At 61.2% G+C, this 14,062-nt stretch carries 19 protein-coding genes; 6 read left to right on the forward strand and 13 right to left on the reverse strand.

What is annotated here, in order from left to right; all coding sequences use genetic code 11:
• The first annotated feature begins 22 nt into the window (after positions 1-22).
• From AWU82_RS27775 to AWU82_RS27795, 5 genes are all read left to right on the forward strand, one after another.
• On the forward strand, positions 23-2,257 hold the full coding sequence (locus AWU82_RS27775) for an Ig-like domain-containing protein (protein WP_064378918.1): 2,235 nt from the start codon (positions 23-25) through the stop codon (positions 2,255-2,257).
• A 70-nt stretch (positions 2,258-2,327) separates the two neighbouring features.
• On the forward strand, positions 2,328-2,792 hold the full coding sequence (locus AWU82_RS27780) for a curlin (RefSeq protein ID WP_007956150.1): 465 nt from the start codon (positions 2,328-2,330) through the stop codon (positions 2,790-2,792).
• Between the two features lie 26 nt (positions 2,793-2,818).
• Entirely contained in the window at positions 2,819-4,270 is a 1,452-nt protein-coding gene (locus AWU82_RS27785) for a curlin (protein WP_064378917.1), read from the forward strand.
• Positions 4,271-4,538: 268 nt separating this feature from the next.
• Positions 4,539-4,745, forward strand: coding sequence for a type II toxin-antitoxin system RelB family antitoxin (gene relB, locus AWU82_RS27790; RefSeq protein WP_034152589.1), 207 nt, complete (start codon positions 4,539-4,541; stop codon positions 4,743-4,745).
• Positions 4,735-5,019 carry a type II toxin-antitoxin system RelE/ParE family toxin gene (locus AWU82_RS27795; protein ID WP_080770598.1) on the forward strand — a complete coding sequence of 95 codons (285 nt, stop codon included), beginning with the start codon at positions 4,735-4,737 and terminating at the stop codon, positions 5,017-5,019. Before relB (AWU82_RS27790) ends, AWU82_RS27795 begins: the two co-directional genes overlap by 11 nt.
• A gap of 73 nt (positions 5,020-5,092) precedes the next feature.
• Here AWU82_RS27795 and AWU82_RS29285 read toward each other — a convergent pair whose 3' ends face one another.
• Entirely contained in the window at positions 5,093-5,311 is a 219-nt protein-coding gene (locus AWU82_RS29285) for a hypothetical protein (RefSeq protein WP_064378916.1), read from the reverse strand.
• 96 nt (positions 5,312-5,407) lie between these two features.
• Between AWU82_RS29285 and AWU82_RS27800 the strand changes: the two genes are divergently transcribed.
• Entirely contained in the window at positions 5,408-5,791 is a 384-nt protein-coding gene (locus AWU82_RS27800; RefSeq protein ID WP_064378915.1) for a hypothetical protein, read from the forward strand.
• Between the two features lie 151 nt (positions 5,792-5,942).
• Here the strand turns inward: AWU82_RS27800 and relB (AWU82_RS27805) are convergent, their stop codons facing one another.
• The 12 genes from relB (AWU82_RS27805) to AWU82_RS27860 all read right to left on the reverse strand — a co-directional run bounded on the left by relB (AWU82_RS27805) (position 5,943) and on the right by AWU82_RS27860 (position 14,061).
• Positions 5,943-6,134 carry a type II toxin-antitoxin system RelB family antitoxin gene (gene relB, locus AWU82_RS27805; protein WP_064378914.1) on the reverse strand — a complete coding sequence of 64 codons (192 nt, stop codon included), beginning with the start codon at positions 6,132-6,134 and terminating at the stop codon, positions 5,943-5,945.
• A gap of 237 nt (positions 6,135-6,371) precedes the next feature.
• Complete coding sequence (locus tag AWU82_RS27810) at positions 6,372-6,755, reverse strand: DUF6124 family protein (RefSeq protein ID WP_064378913.1); 384 nt, start codon at positions 6,753-6,755, stop codon at positions 6,372-6,374.
• 786 nt (positions 6,756-7,541) lie between these two features.
• A complete protein-coding gene (locus tag AWU82_RS27815; RefSeq protein ID WP_064378912.1) occupies positions 7,542-8,402 on the reverse strand; it encodes a CsgG/HfaB family protein in 861 nt (286 codons plus the stop codon).
• A gap of 29 nt (positions 8,403-8,431) precedes the next feature.
• Positions 8,432-8,863, reverse strand: a complete 432-nt coding sequence (locus tag AWU82_RS27820) for a curli assembly protein CsgF (RefSeq protein ID WP_007956141.1) — start codon at positions 8,861-8,863, stop codon at positions 8,432-8,434.
• A complete protein-coding gene (gene csgE, locus AWU82_RS27825; RefSeq protein ID WP_064378911.1) occupies positions 8,860-9,252 on the reverse strand; it encodes a curli production assembly/transport protein CsgE in 393 nt (130 codons plus the stop codon). Before csgE ends, AWU82_RS27820 begins: the two co-directional genes overlap by 4 nt.
• On the reverse strand, positions 9,249-9,788 hold the full coding sequence (locus tag AWU82_RS27830; RefSeq protein ID WP_064378910.1) for a type II secretion system protein: 540 nt from the start codon (positions 9,786-9,788) through the stop codon (positions 9,249-9,251). Before AWU82_RS27830 ends, csgE begins: the two co-directional genes overlap by 4 nt.
• Positions 9,763-10,137, reverse strand: coding sequence for a type II secretion system protein (locus AWU82_RS27835; RefSeq protein WP_011333435.1), 375 nt, complete (start codon positions 10,135-10,137; stop codon positions 9,763-9,765). Before AWU82_RS27835 ends, AWU82_RS27830 begins: the two co-directional genes overlap by 26 nt.
• 5 nt (positions 10,138-10,142) lie before the next feature.
• A complete protein-coding gene (locus AWU82_RS27840; RefSeq protein WP_064378909.1) occupies positions 10,143-10,616 on the reverse strand; it encodes a type II secretion system protein in 474 nt (157 codons plus the stop codon).
• Positions 10,617-10,618: 2 nt separating this feature from the next.
• Positions 10,619-12,466, reverse strand: a complete 1,848-nt coding sequence (locus AWU82_RS27845) for a secretin GspD/PilQ domain-containing protein (protein ID WP_011333433.1) — start codon at positions 12,464-12,466, stop codon at positions 10,619-10,621.
• Entirely contained in the window at positions 12,463-12,981 is a 519-nt protein-coding gene (locus AWU82_RS27850; protein ID WP_007956134.1) for a hypothetical protein, read from the reverse strand. The genes AWU82_RS27845 and AWU82_RS27850 overlap by 4 nt, the downstream gene beginning before the upstream one ends.
• On the reverse strand, positions 12,981-13,529 hold the full coding sequence (locus AWU82_RS27855; RefSeq protein ID WP_064378908.1) for a GspMb/PilO family protein: 549 nt from the start codon (positions 13,527-13,529) through the stop codon (positions 12,981-12,983). Before AWU82_RS27855 ends, AWU82_RS27850 begins: the two co-directional genes overlap by 1 nt.
• Positions 13,516-14,061: a PilN domain-containing protein gene (locus tag AWU82_RS27860; protein ID WP_007956129.1), complete on the reverse strand. Its 546-nt coding sequence runs from the start codon at positions 14,059-14,061 to the stop codon at positions 13,516-13,518. Before AWU82_RS27860 ends, AWU82_RS27855 begins: the two co-directional genes overlap by 14 nt.
• Position 14,062 lies beyond the last annotated feature (1 nt).

Consider the following 14,062-nt stretch of genomic DNA (forward strand, 5'->3'; position numbering starts at 1 on the left):
CAGATCCGCATCAGGAGGCATCATGAACAAGTGGCCACGCTTCGCGCTCAACGCGCTCGGGCTGACAATCTCGCTGACCGGCAGTGCGTTCGCGCAACTGGCCGCCGTCGATCCCGGCCCCTACACCTTCGCCACCGGGAAATTCCCGATGTGGTACCAGGACAACAACCTGCTGTCGATGGAGCTCTGCCAGTCCCGCGCCGCCAGTTCGCGGGTGCCGGTCAGCACCCCGCCGGCCTACATGTGCACCCTGCTGCCGGAACCGGGCGTGTTCGATGACACCCTGCCGATGGTGTTCCCCGACAACTGGCCGCCAGAGGCGTTCTGGTTCCTGGCTGAAACCGCCATCCCGAACAACGGCGCCGGTTTCGGCGTGGATGCCTACGTGGCGGGGATTGAAGCGGCGTTCGCCTCGGGGAATCCGGTAGATGGCGATCAGCAAAGCTTCGCGCGGATCCGCATCCGGGTGAACGTCCCGGTGGCCGGCACCTACACCATCACCCACCCGTACGGCGTTGAAACCGTCAACGTCACCACCCCTGGCAGGCGGGCGATCAACATCACCAAAGACATCGGCATCGGTGCGCCGGGCAACTTCAGCGGAGCGCTCAACGGCGCCATCGGCCCGTTCCTGCGCAGCATCAACGGCCCGTATACCGAAGTGAACCCGGACACCGGCGGCATCGAAACTTTCGTCGGCGACCCGAACCTCACCGAAGCGGTGACCGGCAGCCCGTTCAACACCAACTTCCTGCGGATCGACGGCCCGTCGGGTGTTGGCTCGATTCAGACCAACCTGTTCACCGTCGCCGGCAAGGTCCTCGACAATCGTCAGCAAACCCACGTCGCCGTCGACCGCGCCACCTATCGCCGTACCTCGGCCGGTGTGCGCGCCGAAGTGTTCGCCAAGGCCGACAGCAGCTCGACCCTGTGCTTCCGCGAAACCCTGGCGCTGCTCCCCGGCCCACCACCGACGCCGTGCCAGACCAGTCTGCTGGGCGACAACAACGGGCTGTTCTTTGGCCAGCGCCTGGGCACCGGCACCCTGCCGTCGGTGGTGGTCGTGACCGCGACCAACCCGGCCGGCACGACCCGTCCGACGGCTGTCTCGGCCAAGCTCACCGACGTGGTGAAAATCCAGACCGCCCGCTACAGCTGGGCCAACCACAGCCTGTTGATCGAAGCCACTTCGACAGATGAAGTCGCGGTGCCGGATATGGTTGCCCAAGGCTACGGACGTCTGTCGAAAACCGGCACCCTGCAAAAAATCACCGTGGCCGACCTGACCCAGCCACCCGCCACCGTGACGGTCAAATCCGCCGCCGGCGGCAGCGATACCGAGCCAGTCGTAGTGGTCGGTGCAGCACCGGACACCGGTGAGAACCAGGCGCCACTGGCCAACGCCGACACCGGCAGCACCAGCTTCGGCGTGCCGATCACCCTCAGCCTGTTGACCAACGACAGTGACCCGGACAACAACGTGCCGCTGACGATCACCGCGCTGACTCAACCGGCAGCCGGCCAAGGCACCGTGGCCCTGAACGGCACCACGTCGGTGGTCTACACCCCGCCAGCCGTGGTCAATACTCCGCTGACCACCACCTTCACCTACAAGGCGCAAGACAGCAAAGGCCTGGCCTCGGCCAATCCGGCGACCGTGACGGTGACCGTCGCACCTAACCGGCCACCGACCGCCGTCGCCGACAGCGTCGCCACGCTGGGTGTCGCGATCCCGATCAACGTCCTGGCCAACGACACCGATCCGGAAGGCAACACACCGCTGGGCGTCGCCAGCCTGACCCAACCGCCGGCAGGACGCGGCACGGTCAGCACCGACGGCACGGTGATCACCTACACCCCACCGGCCACCGTGACCACAGCCTTCACCACGACCTTCACCTACATCGCCCGGGACAGCTTCGGCGCCCAGTCGACGCCGGCGACCGTCACGGTGCAAGTGTCGCCACGGCCAGCGGCGGAAACCTTCACGATCACCACCTCGACCGTGCAGGCCCGTTCCGGCGGCCGCTTCAACTGGGACTTCGCCGGTACCTCGTCGGTGACCACCGGCAACACCATCACCGTGCAGGTCACCACTCCGACCGGGCTGGTAACGCTGGGCACCACCACGGTACCGGTGACCGGACGCTGGCGGCTGACGCTGAACAACACGCTGGTCGTGCCATCAGCCAACCCGACCGCCACTATCCGTTCGTCCCAGGGCACCGTGCGGACGGTGTCGGTGACCACGCTCTGAGCCAGTGCCCCGCCTGCTTTCGGGCAGGCGGGGCAACGCTCAACGGTTAACGCCCGAGAGGATATTTGCCATGAACACGCCGACCGCCGCCCTGCTTTGCCTGCTCGCCCTGTGCGTCAGTGCGGGCGTGCGCGCCGACGACCTGATGGAAAACGACGACCTGGCGCCCAACAGCGCCGATCTCGGCGAACTGCCGCCGCCCGTGGGCCAGCAAGCCCTGATCGACCAGAACGGCCAGGTCAACCTCGCCCTGCTGTCGCAAAACGGTCAGTCGCTGCTGGGCAAGATCGTGCAGTCGGGCAGCAATCAGGAGGCGTACATCCTGCAACAAGGCAGCGACCTGATGGCCTTGATCACGCAAAACGGCTCCGGCAACGCCGCGTCCATCACGCAAACCGGCAGCCACAACCGTGCGCAGATTTCGCAAAACGGCAACAACAACGACGCCAGCATCGAGCAGGCCGGCACGGGGCTGCAAAGCGCCGTGACCCAGTCGGGCAACGGCATGAGCGTTTCGGTCAAGCAATATCGCTAAGCACTGCAATCATCGGAGAGTTCATCATGTTCAAACTGACGCCCCTCACCGCCGCCATCCTGGTCATGATCAGTGCCCAGGCCATGGCCGACGACAGCCTTTCCACCCAGAGCCAGTTCGGTACGGCCAACATCGCTGATGTGAAGCAGACCCAGGCCCCGTTCAGCACCGCGACCCAAACCCAACTCGGCCAGGGCAACAACGCCGCCGCCGTGCAAGACACCGCCACCAGCGTCATCACCCAGGACGCGGTCGGTGACTACAACGCCGGTTACGCAGAGCAGCTTTTCGAAGACAACAGCACCATCACCCAACAACAGACCGGTGCCTTCAACACCGCCCACGCCAGCCAGTCCCTCGGCTTCGGCGCCGGCAACCAGGCCCTGCAACAACAGCAAGGCAGCGGCAACTTCTCGTTCGTCTACCAGGACTCGCAGAACGGCAGCGAAGGCAAGACCTTCCAGTTCGGCGACAGCAACGAAGCCAACATCGAGCAACTGTACGAAGGCACCGGCAACAGCTCGGTGATCACCCAGTACGGCACCGCCAACTACGGCACCGCCGAACAGGTCCTGCACAACGGTGGCCAGATCGGCATCAACCAGGCCGGCGAAGGCAACTACGCCTACGGCGACCAGCGCAACGGCACCGGCGGCAACATCACCATCAACCAGTTCGGCAACCTCAACGGCACCGAAATCTGGCAAGACTCGCAACTGGCCAGCCAGGCCACCGTCAACCAGTACGGCGACAGCAACGAAACCGTGGTCGACCAAAGCTTCGGCGAAAACAACACCGCCGCCGTCACCCAGGTCGGCAACACCAACGCCATCTATGCCGACCAGTTCGAATCGGTCAACTCGACCCTGGCCCTGTATCAAGTCGGCAACGGTAACGTGCACTTCACCTACCAGAACGGCGACAGCCAAACCCTTAACGCCACCTCGGTGGGCAACGACAACAAGGTCTACGCCAGCAACTGGAAAGGCCCGCAACATGGCGGCCAGTTCGGCAGCAACCAACGCGCCACGGTCAATCAGACCGGCAACGGCAACATCGCCAGCTTCACCCAGGACGGCATCGGCCAGATCATGACCACCAATCAGACCGGCACTGGCAACAAGACGACGGTCAGCCAGGCGGATTCCTACAACGAGCTGTACTTCGATCAAAACGGCAGCGACAACATCCTCATCGCCGACCAACGCGGCACCACCAACCTGGTGCAGGGCTCATCGAACGGCTCCGGCAACAGTGCCGAGTTCGATCAATCCGGCACCGGCAACCAGGCCTACACCGCGCAGCTGTATGGCAGCGACAACATGATCACCGTCAAACAGGCTGACACCATGAACGTGGCGTATGTAACCCAGGGCGGCACCGGGAACATTGCCAATGTGGATCAGAGCGGGATGACGCAGACCGCGAATATTCAGCAGTTCGGGTCGGCTAACCAGGCGACGGTTTTGCAGCAGTAAGTGTTGGGTGTTGGAAAACCGCGATCTTGAGGTCGCGGTTTTTTTTTGCGCTGACGCTTGAGTGGCGTCCTACGGAAAACGGAACGTTTTCAGAAATTCGGGGAGTTTTCTGACGAATTCTGGCGGTTGGCCGTCGGAAGTGCAGGCTCTAGGATTTGCCGGGACAACTTGATCCCCATGGAGCTTGGCCTACATGCAATTCATCCAGACAGCGACGACAGCGATACCGTTACCGAATAGACTTCCAGGCACCCAACCCGGAGGTTCCATGATCGACCCGTCTTTGATCGACCCACTGTGCCCGGTTGTTTCGGATCTTGATCCTGAGGAACAGGCTGCGAGTTATGACCGTTGGTTTCGGGCCGAAGTACAGGCCTCTCTCGATGATCCGCGTCCGAGTATTCCCCATGAGCAAGTGATGGAGGAAATAAACGCCTTGATGGAATCAATGCGCAAAAGCGCTGATGCAGATTAAGTGGCGACCCAAGGCTCGGGTCGAACTCTCGAAAATACTGAAGTACATTGGCGAGCGAAATTTTGTAGCGGCGACAGCTCTTCATAAGTCAGTCGTAAAAACTACATCCGCGCTTCCTTGGCATCCACACCTGTATCGCAAAGGTCGCTCTCCCGGCACTCGGGAGATTGTGGTAAGCCCGAACTATCTCGTCGTCTATCAAGTGGCGGACCGAATTGAGATTGTGAGCATCTTGCATGCGCGTCAGGAATACCCTCGACGCGACCCCAGTTAGATCCCGTCCTCGTCTCAACACAAAAAACCGTGCTTCCCATGGAGGTACGGTTTTTTTGTATCTCAATACTTAGCTAGTTGAGATGAAATATACGACTTATAGCGGCTCGAGCCTTCTTGCCGTCTGCCTCGTACAGCCCCTGTAACAAAGCCTGATCGGTTAACCGATGGAGGCGAAAATGGTTGTAGAAGGCTTGCCCCAATCGCTGACTCTCAAAAAAACCCACATCCCATAGATCGACGAATTCTTTGTAAGCCGCGCTTTCGATATCCATTGGTGGTGTATAGCCCATATATCCCTCGACAAACCATCAGCTAGCGATACCAACAGACATCCAAACCTAGACCTGTGATCTATTCTCGCTGGGAGCAAGATTAAAGGAACTGTGATGCAGATATCTTCATTTTCTATTTGGTGCGCATTGACGCTATTGATCAGCGGTACCGTCACGGCCGCAGCGGGCTCTGATGACTACATATGCACCGTTGAAAGGTTCTCGCAGGCTATGGGCGATGAGGGACCAACATATCAGTTAATCAAGAATGCATACGTAGGTCGCCAATTTACGGTTGACCGCTCTTCCGGCGTCACCATCGGCGCTCTGAAAAACGCAGTGGACTCAAAACCTGAAATCATTGATTCAGGAAGTTCGGAAAACTCCTTTAAGGTCTTATCTGCGGTTCCGGCATCTCTAAATTATGCAGGTACGCTTGTCACAGCATTGAACGTGATGGAGTTTGTGGAAGGCGAAAAAAACCTTTCACCTACATGATCAACGATGGAGTTTATTTCGGCACCTGTGTCTCATTTTGAAGGAATTTTGCGAGAGTTTGCTGTCGCTGGGGCACCCGGCAGAACCGTAGATTGGCGATTCGTAGGACCAACCGTTTTTTGCTTTTTTCGTATCGTCGCTGGGCGAGTTCTCACCCCAGCGCTTTGGCGCATCGCTTCATTTCAATCAAGGCCCACATTTCAGCCATCACCTGGTCATTCGGAATGCTGGGGCGTGGATCATCGATTGAGGCCTGTACTTTGGCAATCAACCAGCGGTCGTAGCTGGCGGCCTGCTCTTCGCTTTCGAAGTCTGAAACGATTGTGGATATTAGGGGATCCATGGTGGTTCCGGATTGAAAGTGAAGAACGCGACCTTGTTCTTGGATCGCGTTCTTTTTTGTTTCTGATGGTTTTCAAGCTATTGGGGACTATCTAATGGTTTCTCCGGACAGATCAGAGAATCGGCCCAATCCAGCACTGTTTGATGGTCAATCACCCGATCAGCATCCACATCGTCCATCGCCTCCAAGGTAAGTCGACTATGTTCTGATTCGAAGGGACTTGGTTTCTGTACCGAGCTATTCATCGTTCAGTTCGACGTGATCCAAGGCCTGATTTACGGCCAGTTCACCCAGCATGAGGATCTGGGCGATGCCCAGGGCGGTCTTGCGGTGGGCCGGGTCGAGGGTGGCGGCGAAGTTGTTTAGCATTTCGCTGGCAGAGCCCAGGGATTCGCTGGCGTTGGCGAGCAGGGATTCGGTGTTGTAGGCCGGGTTGGCGAGGTACATCCGCGCGGGTTCGTTGACGCTGCCCATGATGTGGGCGCCGGGGCAGAGGTAATGATCGAGCGCGCGTTCGGCGGCTTCGTGGAGTTTTCTGGAGGTGGTGGAGGTGTATGGGGAGGTTGGGTCGGTTTCGGGGTTGGCTTGGGTTTCGGGTGGGTTGGGTGTTGGTTTGAACATGGTGAATCTCCGATCCTGAAATGAAGCTGGCCCATTCGGTTTCCGAACGAATGGGTGGCAGCTGTACGCAGGCTGGAAACCCGGGGAACGGAGAACCCGGTTGACCCGAAGGTCTCCCGCGCACAGCCGCCATAACGGAGTGCACACTTTTCAAGGTGCGCAAGCATACGTTATGAAAAGCGCTTGTGCGCTCGGTTCTAGTCGGGGTTTCCAATCCCGATCGCTGAATTGGCAGCGACCGAAACAGGCTAGAGCCCGCGCTTCCGACGGACAACCTGAAAACCTTGTGGGAAGGATCGCTGAAACAGACACAACTTTTAAACATTCGAGAATGGAACGCGGAGCGTCCCGGGCTGCATTCCCACGCGGAGCGTGGGAACGATCAAAGCAAAAGCAATCCGCTTTTCGCTTTTCGCTTTTCGCTTCTCACCACTCAACACGATGAGCGTTAGCTCGAGTACCGCTCTTGACGTGCCGGCCCCTTCGGCAGGCTGAGTGGAGGGATTCATCCGGGGGTGGGAGCGCAGCGACCGTTTGGCGAAGCCAAACACATCGAGAGGAGGTGCAGCGAAGCAAACCGGAGGCGATGCCCCCGGATGAATCCCGGAGCGAAGGAACCCCGAGCCCCAGCGAGGGGCCGAACGCCGGGGCCCAGACCTTTGGTTACTTTGGGGCGTTTGCCAAAGTGACCCGCCGTAAGGGCGGAACCGCCAGCAGCAACACCCAAAAAAACGGATATTCACCCAAACCACCCAGAGAACCTGGTCGGCCCGAAGGCCGCCACGTTCACTCCGCATCCGGATCAATCTTGTTCTGAGTCAGGTACCGATTCAAAACATCATCCTGCGAAGGCGTAGAAGCATCCCCCGCCACCTGCCACAACCGCCGCTCAATCCCCTGCGCCACCATATGCCCCACCGCCGCCTCAATCGCCGACAACACACACAACTGCGCCGGCTCATTAGTCGTATAACCCACCTCAGCCTCAAGCAACTTCTTGAACTCGATAAACTTGAAAATCCCCGCACTGCGCGCCACCGAATAAATCGTCTTGCTGGTCATCACATTCGCCAGCACCTGCCCGCTACGCACATCCACCGCACGCAAATTCACCGTCACCTGATCCACCCGATACTCGCGGGAAAGATCGATCCCCAGATACCGCGCCCCTTCCCCACCGCTGCGCACGTTGGTGTCGTAAGCGATGATCCCGCCCTCAAGCATCATGTTCGCCGCCTGCAACGGTGGCAGCTCGCCCTGAATGTTCACCGGCGTATTCGGTTTCTTCTGCGAAGCGCGAATGATCTTGCGTTCAGTCAGCAGGTTCTGCAGCCCTTCCCGCTCAAGCACCACAAACCAGCCGCTGGCCTGCATCGCGTCCATCAACATCGACGCTGCGCCCTGGGTGACGCTGGTGGAAAACGAACTCGCCGGCGTCGGTTTGTACTGCCCGGTCTGGTCACGGAAGCCGTACACCACCGCCATCAGCCGGCCTTTGGGGCGCGGCATTTTCAGCAAGTCGTAATAAGTGGAGGCCCTGGGGGTCAGGGTCGGGGTATCGGTGTCCTGCTCGGCCGGCATCGGCTCGCGCAGACTGCACCCTTGTAATGCTGCCAACATCAGCCCTAGCGCAATTATTTTTTTCATGTCCATCACTCCCCGGAACCGTCATCCCGTCATGGGTTGAGGCCGTTCACCTGAATTTCGGAAACTTCGCCGCTCGCTCGGTCGGTCACCTCGATCGTGAGAGCCCCCGAGTCATCAACGACGTTGACGATAAAAGCGTCGGTGGACAGGCTCCCCGTGTTGCCGGTGGAGATGTTGTCCAGCAGTTGCCCCAGCAACCGTGACTGCAATTGACTGGTGAAGCGTTCGAGCGCCGAAGTGCCGGCCACCGTCGAGCGTTTCTTGAGATCCGGATCGTCGTGGTCGTTTTGTGCCTGGGCGTTGTTGAGCAGCCAGGTGCCGTTGAGCGGGTTGCCGCCGAACGACGGGTTGACCGGCGTGTAGACCAGTTCGGTGGCCTGGACGGCAGCGGCGCTGGCAAGCCCGATCAACAACCCCGAGATCCAGAATCCGCTGCGCCGTGAGAACGTTGTCGTGTTCATAGTTCGTCCTTCTCAAGGTCGGTGGTGTCCTGCAACAAGGCTTCCAGCTTGCGCCGGACGACCTCCAGTCGAACCGAGTCGGCGGCCGCGTAGGCCTCGTCCTTCAGTTCCACGGTGTTCGGCGGCAGGAAGCGCCGATACACCAGGCGTTGTTGATACTCGACGGTCACAAGGCTCCCCCAGCGCGCGTCGGGGCGCTCGCGCACCACCAGGTTGAAATCCATGCGGCTGGTGTCGCGCAGGCGCTCGCTGAACGAGTAGTAAAAGTCGTGGCCGATGTGCGAGATCGTGTCGTCGACGATGAAGCCCATCATTTCGTCTTCTTCGCTGGCGCTGGCGAAAGACGCCACGGCCGCGAGGATCAACGCGCACCACACGTGGCGGCTCATGGCTGCAACGCCTGTGGCAATGCCGACTGGCCCTTCGCCGGGCCGTTGGTGCCATCGAGAAAGGCTTTTTCAGCCACGAACTGCCAGTCCGAATAACGCTGCATGCCTTCGAAATCCGACCACTGCGACGGGAAGTCCGCCTGCTTCAACGGCACCTCGGTGGAGGCACTGTTGATGCCGGTGATGCGTCCGTCGAAACCCCGCTGCAGGGCCCATTCGCCGCCGCCGATCGGGTCCGGGTAGAGCTGGCGCAGATGGTGGCGGGCTTCCGGAAAACGTTCGTCCTGCAGCAGGTCGGCCAGCTCTTTCGGGTACTGCGCCAGGCCCGGCGAACTGCGGTAGTAGCTGCGCAGCGCCTGGGCGTACTGGGTGCCGACCCACAGCAGTTGCTTCTCGCGATCGCGGCGCGACACGGTCGACCACAACTCGCCGGCACTGGCCAGGCCCATGCCCATGATCACGATCAGGAACAGCACGCCCAGGTAGGTGAACCCACCCTGCTCCGCGTGCTTACCACTCGGAATACTGGCTGCCATCACGCGCCCTCCCGGTAGCTCCGCTCTTGATGTCGGCGACGCCGCCCGCCACACCGTCCGGCGGTGCGATCAGCACCCATTGGTCATTGCGTTCGGTGATCGGGTCCAGCGGCGCGTTGCGCAGGTAACGCATCTCCACCAGTTGCTCGATGGAATCGGGATAGCGCCCGGTGTCGCCGTAGTAGTGATCCAGCGCCTCGCGCATGGCCGACAGGCTCTGGTGCAACGTGGTCTCTTTGGAGGCCTCGAGGCTGTTGAAGTAGCGCGGCAAGGCGATGGTCATCAGGGTCGCGATGATCGCCATCACCACCATCAGCTCGAGCAAGGTAAAACCCTTTTCCCGGCGCATGAGAATCACCACTCGCGGTACGCGATGCCGTTGAGGCCACGGCCCCTGGCGAGGGAGTAGACGTCGAACACGTCCTCGCCATCGCGCGGGTTCTGGGCCGAACTGTTGTAGGCCCGCAGGCCCCAACCGCCGTTGTCGTCACGTTTGGCCGGCACCAGCGGATCCCGCGGTATCCGGCGCAGAAAGTAGAACTTCGCACCCTTGGCACTGCGCACGTCGCGCACGCCTTCGACCAGCACTTTCAGGTTCGGCGGATAGCCGCTGCTGTTCAGGGATTTCTCGATGTAGCCGGCATCGAAGGCTCGCTTGTAGGCGTCGATGCCATCGCGAATCTGATACAGCGCGGTGCGCAGTTCCTGCTCCTTGCCACGCCGTACCAGGGTCTCGGTCAGCGGCGCGGCCATGCCGGCCAGCAGGCCGATCAGGGCCAGCGTCACCACGACTTCGATCAAGGTAAAACCGCGTTGGGAGGCGTTCATGATCAAGGCTTCTCGACGGTTACACGGGTGGTGGCCACGGCCGCTTCACCGACTGCACGAGGCTGCGCGGCAGGCGCTGGCATCGAGTAGCTTTGCGAGCGATCCGGCGCCTGGATGTGCATGCTGGTTTCGGTGCCGGTGGGGAATTCCATGTCCGACGGGCTCTGGTACGGCAGGTTGCGCACGATCCGTGGGGTGATCGAGAGCACCAGTTCCGATTTGCCGATAGTGTCCTTGTTGCTGCCGAACAACCGACCCAGACCCGGAATGTCGCCAAGGCCCGGAATCTTGTTGCCGGTGGCGCCGTGGTCGTTGCGCATCAGGCCGGCAAGGATCTGGGTTTCGCCGTCATGCAGACGCAGCGAAGTCTGGGCGTTGCGGGTGTCGACCTGCACCGGAATCGTCCCTTGGCGGGTCGGCTCCAGCGGCGTGGCGTTACTCACTTCCAGGGCGATCTTGATTGCTACTTCGTTGTTCAAGTGCACGGTCGGTTGCACTTCAAGCTTGAGACCGACGTCGAGGTAGGTGACGCTTTCAGTGATCACCGGGCCTTGAGTGGATGGCACTGAGGTGGCGCTGATGATCGGCACCCGCTGACCGATATGGATACGCGCCTGTTCGCGGTTGCTGACGCGGATCACCGGGCTGGCCAGGGTGTTGATGTCGTTGTCCTGGGCGTTGATCTTGGCTTGCGGCGACGGCGAGATCGAAATCCGGCTGGAGTTGATGCCTTTCAGTTGATCGAGAATGGTCACCGCCGAACCGTCGCTGTTGACCACACCGAAGGTGTTTGGCCATTGCAGACCGAGGTCGAGAATGCGCTGGGTGGCGACTTCCATCACTTCCACTTCCAGCACCACTTCGGGGTTGGACTGGTCTTGCGATTGCAGGAGTTTCTCGGCCATGCGCACGGCGTCTTCGGTGTCGCGCATGGTCAGGGTGTTCAGGCGTTCGTCGACGAACACGTCGCGGGTCTTGAGCATGGTCTTGATCATGTTCAGCGCGGTGTTGGCGTCGATGCTGGTCAGGTAGAAGGTGCGCATCACCAGCTCTTGGTAATCCTTCAGCTTCTGCGGCGAGTCCGGAAAGATCAGCAAGGTGTTTTCGTTCACCACTTTCTGGTGCAGCTGATTCTGTTGCAGCAGCAGTTGCACGGCGTCTTCGATGCGCACGTCACGCACGAAGATCGTGGCTTTCATGTCCGGACGCAGGTCCTTGTCGAAGATGAAATTCAGGCCGGCAACCTGCGACAGCACTTCGAAAATGGTCTTGAGGTTGGCGTCGCGAAATTCCAGGGTCACCGGGCGGTCGAGCCGGGTGCGCAGTTGCGGGTACTGGATCACGTTGCGGCTCTGCACCAGACGGATGTTGCCTTGCAGCTCCAGCGCGCCGTCGTTTTTCGGGTCGAGTTCGAGGATCTGTTTGACCTGGCGGTCGGCGCCGTAGATGTCGCCCCGGCGCAGGTCGCCACGGGCCAGTTCCAGCTTCTCGTCCATGCTGCGCAGGTAGTCGAGCTGGCGCAGGGCATCCTGGGCGCGGCGGTTGTTCGGCTCGATGGTCAGCACCCGGCTGTAGGCGGTGCGAGCCGAGGCGAAGTCGCGGCGGGCGCGGTCGGTGTCGCCGGAGGTCAGCAGCGCGGTGATCGCCTTGGCCCGGCCGCTGTTGAGCAGCAGGTGCAGCTCGGTGTCGCGCGGATTTTCCCGCAAGCCTTCCTCGATCCGGGCCAGGCCCGCCTCGTACTGCCCCTGATCGATCAGGTCGGCGGCTTCCTTGTTGGCGACCTGCGCGGAACTGCACGCGGCCAGCCCGGCACACAGGCCGAGGCTCATCAGCAAACGGGATCTGTTCATTGCGTACTCCCCACAGACAAGGTCTGCGACAAATGCAAAGGCAGGTAGACCAGGCTCAGTTCCACATCGGAAATCGCCGCAATCTTCCAGGTGTCGTCGATCACATCCCCGCTGCGCACGACGTAGATTTTCTCGCCGTCCTGCAAGAACACCTGCAGGTCGCTGCGGTCATGCAGCCTGCCGACGAACTGAAACGGCACCGGTGGCAGGCTCGGGGCTTGTACCACCGGGGTCGGGTTGATCGCTTGTTCGGTGACCGTCGCCAGAGTCGGCGCGGCCTTCCAGGATTTGCTCGCAAACAGGTCGCCGGCCGGGCTCAGGTCCTTGATCGGCGCCGCATTCGCCTTGGCGCTGCTGGCGGGCAAGGCGCCACGGGCGCTGGCTTTGGCCGGGCTGGCCACGGCGACTTCGGTCGAATCCGCCTCGTCGCTCGGCGAGAAATACTCCGGCAACCAGGCCAGCGCCGCCGCCACCCCGAAGAACGCCACCCAGCCGGTTATGCGTTTGGTGTCCATCACGACCTCGACAGGTAGAGGGTCATACGGATCCGGCCGCTGAGGTCGGTGTCGGCAATCTTCTTGCGTTGAAACTCGACGTCTTCCACCACCACCGCCGGCAACTGGCCGAGCAAGGCGTGCAGGAAGCGGCGCAGTTGCGGGTAGCTGCCGCGCACCGGCAACAGGATCTGGTAGCGCGCCAGATGGGTCTTGGGATCGACGCCGAGAGCGTATTCGCCGCGCGCCAGGGTGATGTGCTCCTGCGCGGCCAGGGCGTAGATGCGGTCGATGGCGACGGTGGCTTGCGGCTGGGCCGGCAGCTTGTTACGGAAATCATCCAGCTGACGTTGCGGCACCACGGGCGGGGCGATGCTGCCGTCCTCGACCTTGGCCAGGTACTCGGTGGCTTCCTGGGTTTGCTGACTGAGCTGTTGCAGCGATTGCCAGCCCGGCAGCAAGCCGCCGAGTGCCCAGGCCAGCGTGACCAGCAGCAGCGCCAGACCGGCCAGGCCCGGAATGCCGAGACCCTGCAGGTATTCGTGAACGATCAGTCTAGGGATTCGCATCGCCTATCTCCCAGGTCGCCGACAGGTTGAATTGCACCGGTTGCTCCGGCGATTTGACGACGATCTCGTGGCTCAGCAGCGACACGTCGGACAGCTCGTCACTGGCCTCCAGCCGTTTGTGGAAATCCAGCATCGCTTGCAGATCGCGGGCTTCGGCGCTGATCCGCACCTGGCCCTTGCGCGCATCCGGGGTCAGGGTCAGCAAGGCGATGTCGTCGCGCGGCATGGCTTCGAGCATGGCGAACAGGCGTTCCCAGGGGCGGCGCAGTTGCTGCGAGACCTTGCGCATTTCAGCAAGGTTCTGCGCCTGCTCGCGGGTTTCCGCCGGGCTCAGCGTTGTCTTGGAGCCGCTGTCGCCGGTGAGCTGGCGCTGGGTGTGTTGCAAGTGACCTTGTTGTTGCTCGGCCTGATCGCCGAGGTGCTGCTGCACGCCGAAGCACACCAGCGCGAGCAATACACCGCCGCCGAGCAGGCTCCAGCCCAACGGGCCGGAACGCGGACGTGGCTGGAAGTCGAGGTTCAAGGCGCGCATG

This window comes from Pseudomonas glycinae (genome assembly GCF_001594225.2).
Taxonomy (GTDB): Bacteria; Pseudomonadota; Gammaproteobacteria; order Pseudomonadales; family Pseudomonadaceae; genus Aquipseudomonas; species Aquipseudomonas glycinae.